Raw genomic sequence first — 4,022 nt, forward strand, 5'->3', positions numbered from 1 at the left:
CTAGTACTACTTATTATATGTATGTTGTACTAGCTTATTTTTGTCTTGTTTTTAAAATGAATAAAAAAATTCCTATTTTCTAAAAAACGTACAATAGATAAAAATGTTCAATTAGATGATTTCTAAAAATAACACAAAAACATAAAAATATTATCCTAATAGAATATAAACAAATTGTGCTACGATAAAATACGAGAGAATGATAACGCTTTCAATTTTAATTAAACGGGGGGAATTCGGGTGAAGAAAAAGATTATCACATTTCTATTAGCTAGTTTACTTTTATTGGCAGGTTGTTCTTCAGGTGCTAAGGAAAGTAGCTCCAATTCAGAGGAGCCAAAGGATTCAAATGAAATAACAATTTGGGCATGGGATCCGAAATTTAATATTAAAGCATTAGAAATCGCCGAAAAACATTATAAGACAGATAATCCCGATATTAAAATAAAGGTTATTGAAAATGCTCAGGATGATATTGTTCAAAAATTAAATACAAGCTTAAGTTCCGGGACAACAAAAGGGTTACCAAACATTGTTTTAATAGAAGATTATCGAGCGCAAAGCTTCTTGCAAGCATATCCCGATGCATTTCATAAATTAACAGGTACGTTTAATGTAGATGATTTTGCACCATATAAAATTGCCCCAACAAGTTTAAATGGAGAGAACTATGGTTTGCCCTTTGATTCAGGTGTCGCTGGTCTTTACGTACGGACAGATTATCTAGAGGAAGCAGGATACACTGTTAGTGATTTACAAAATATTGATTGGAATAAATATATCGAAATTGGGAAGAAGGTAAAGGAAAAAACCGGGAAGTATATGCTTTCACTAGATCCAAATGATTTAGGAATCATTCGGTTAATGGCTCAATCAAGCGGGTCATGGTATTTAAAAGAGGATGGAACAACGCCAAATTTAGCAGGGAATGAAACATTGAAAGAGGCATTTAACATCTATAAACAATTATTAGATGCTGATATTGTTAAGCCGATCTCTGACTGGAATCAGCTCCTTGCTGCCTTTAATGGAGGGGAAGTTGCAACAGTGCCAACAGGAAATTGGATTACACCATCGATAAAAGCAGAGGCATCTCAATCTGGAAAGTGGGCAGTTGTACCGTTTCCTAAAATTGCAGAAATTCCAAGCTCTGTTAATGCATCGAATCTCGGAGGAAGCTCTTGGTATGTCCTTGATATCCCTGGAAAGGAAAAAGCAGTCGATTTTCTTACGAAAACTTTCGGATCAAATGTTGAATTTTATCAGGAGCTAGTGTCCGAAATCGGTGCGATCGGAACATATTTACCAGCAGCCGAAGGAGAAGCATATAAAGCTGCTGATGAATACTTTGGCGGTCAAGCGATCATAGCTGATTTCTCAAAGTGGACGGGGCAAATTCCGAAAATAAACTACGGCTCACATACGTACGCTATAGATGATATTTTAGTTGTTGAAATGCAAAACTATCTGAATGGAAAAGAGATTGACCAAGTGCTAGAGGATGCACAAAGCCAAGCTGAGGCACAAATTAAATAGAAAGGAACTTGCGTAAGAGAAGATGCCTCGGAAACTCGCATTTCTCGAAGACCAATTGGTGTTGAGATTGCTAATTTAGCAGGCGAGCCTTCCGAGGTGTTTTTAATAAAAAGAATGTATTTATACGGTTTAGCCTATTGTCTCACGAACTTTACCAATAGCAAGGAGTTGAAACCATTGCCAAACCTAAAAACAACAGCCTCAATTTCAACGAAACAATTAAGAACAAAAGCCTTTAAAGCAAATACGATAATTGGTTGGTCATTTATATTACTGGCAACATTGCTAATTTGTTTATTTTATTTTTACCCTATGGTTCAAGCATTTATTATGTCTTTACAATCTGGATCTGGTACAAACTTAACCTTTATCGGCTTTGATAATTATATTCGCTTATTTAAGGATCCAACGTTTCTAACAGCTGTAAAAAACACAGTTTTTTATCTTATTATTCAAGTCCCAGTAATGATTCTGTTAGCCTTGGTCATTTCTGTCCTACTCAATGAAAAAACGCTTAAATTTAAAGGGTTTTTCCGAACTGCCATTTTTTTACCTTGTGTCACATCATTAGTCGCTTATTCAGTTATTTTTAAATACTTGTTCGGACTTGATGGAATTTTAAATATGATGCTGCTGAAAAGCTCAATCATTTCTGAACCGATCCAATGGTTAACAGACCCGTTTTGGGCGAAAATTGCCATAGTAATGGCGATTACATGGCGTTGGACAGGATATAATATGATCTTTTACTTATCATCATTGCAAAACATTGATCATTCAATCTATGAGGCAGCTAAAATAGATGGAGCCTCAGCATTTCAGCAATTTTTCAAAATTACGATTCCACTATTAAAGCCAATTATTTTATTTACATCGATTACATCAACAATTGGAACATTACAGCTATTTGATGAAGTTATGAATATCACAAATGGTGGTCCAGGTAATGCAACGATGACGATATCTCAATACATTTATAATTTATCGTTTAAATATACACCTGACTTTGGCTATGCAGCTACAGTGTCATACGCGATAGTGATTATGATCGTATTTTTCTCCATTATTCAATTTAAAGTGGCAGGTGATAGAAAATGAAAAACATAAAGAGGCTTATTAGCTATCTTATATTAATTACAGCAACAATTATTTCAGTATTTCCGTTCTTTTGGATGATTGTTAGTGCAACAAATAAGTCAGTGGATGTTACAAAGGGTAAGCTACTTCCAGGTACTCATTTAGTTGAAAACTTCAAAAACCTTCTTGAAACAATCGATTTAGTGCCTGCGTTAATGAATTCTGCAAAAATTTCAATCACAACAACGATCCTCGCATTAATTATTTCATCTCTTGCAGGCTATGGCTTTGAAATTTATCGCAGTAAAGCTAAGGATTTCGTATTCAATATATTATTAACCTCGATGATGATTCCCTTTGCTGCTTTAATGGTTCCATTATTTCAAATGTTTGGGATGATCTCTGAATCTATGCCATTTTTCGGAATCGATACATTGTCTGCCGCCGTATTACCATCGCTGACAACTGCATTTCTCATTTTTTTCTTCCGACAAAGTACAAAAATGTTTCCAAAAGATATTCTTGAAGCAGGTAGAATCGATGGCTTAAGTGAATTAGGTGTTTTTTTTCGCATATATATTCCAACAATGAAAACAACCTATGCAGCAGCTGCCATTATTACCTTTATGGCAAGCTGGAATAACTATTTATGGCCTTTAGTCGTTTTACAATCACCAGAAAACCAAACGATACCTTTATTAATTTCAACTCTTGGATCTGCTTATTCACCTGATTATGGAGTGATTATGAGCGCAATTGTTATCGCGACATTGCCAGCAGCACTGATTTTCTTCATTATGCAAAAGCACTTTGTTGCTGGAATGATGGGATCTGTAAAATAATCTGGTAAGCGGAGAGATTAAAGCTCTCTGCTTTTTTAATAATTAACGTAATAATTTTATTATGCGATTTATGAATATGGCGTTATGCAAGAAGACGACATTTCCAAACGAAATGATGATTGACATTGAACCTTTTTCCTATTATGGTATTTTTATACACAAAACTTACTTATGAGTAACATTACTATAAAGTAATAATTTCTGTTGTGGAGTAAAAACGTTTTGTTTTTAGGAAAGAGGTGGCGAAAATGGTTATTAAGATTTTACAAATCATATTAGCATTTTTCATTGGAATTGGAGGGATCATAAAAGTTTTAAGAATTGATTTTCAAGTTAAGCATTGGCAGGAATATCAATATCCAATGTGGTTTCTTACCGTGACCGGGGTAATGGAAATGGTTGCGGCAATCGCCATTTTTACTGGGCTTTGGAATCATCTATTTGCAATAATTGGTAGTGTAATTGTTATCGTATTTATGCTTGGGGCAATTTATACGCATATTATTAAAGTGCAACAGCCGCTTAGTACGGTTATTCCATCAGCAATTTGTTTAATCGTCTCAATTT

4 protein-coding genes are annotated in these 4,022 nt (G+C 34.5%); all 4 read left to right on the forward strand.

Features of this window, described 5'->3' with window-relative positions; translation table 11 throughout:
• The first annotated feature begins 240 nt into the window (after positions 1-240).
• On the forward strand, positions 241-1,536 hold the full coding sequence (locus tag HU235_RS17845; RefSeq protein ID WP_174881097.1) for an ABC transporter substrate-binding protein: 1,296 nt from the start codon (positions 241-243) through the stop codon (positions 1,534-1,536).
• Between the two features lie 249 nt (positions 1,537-1,785).
• Positions 1,786-2,634, forward strand: coding sequence for a carbohydrate ABC transporter permease (locus HU235_RS17850; protein WP_370877259.1), 849 nt, complete (start codon positions 1,786-1,788; stop codon positions 2,632-2,634).
• Positions 2,631-3,455: a carbohydrate ABC transporter permease gene (locus tag HU235_RS17855; protein WP_095300229.1), complete on the forward strand. Its 825-nt coding sequence runs from the start codon at positions 2,631-2,633 to the stop codon at positions 3,453-3,455. The genes HU235_RS17850 and HU235_RS17855 overlap by 4 nt, the downstream gene beginning before the upstream one ends.
• A 248-nt stretch (positions 3,456-3,703) precedes the next feature.
• On the forward strand, positions 3,704-4,022 hold a 319-nt coding region (locus tag HU235_RS17860; protein WP_174881099.1), incomplete at its 3' end, for a DoxX family protein.

It is taken from the genome of Metabacillus niabensis (assembly GCF_902829255.1).
Taxonomy (GTDB): Bacteria; Bacillota; Bacilli; order Bacillales; family Bacillaceae; genus Metabacillus; species Metabacillus niabensis.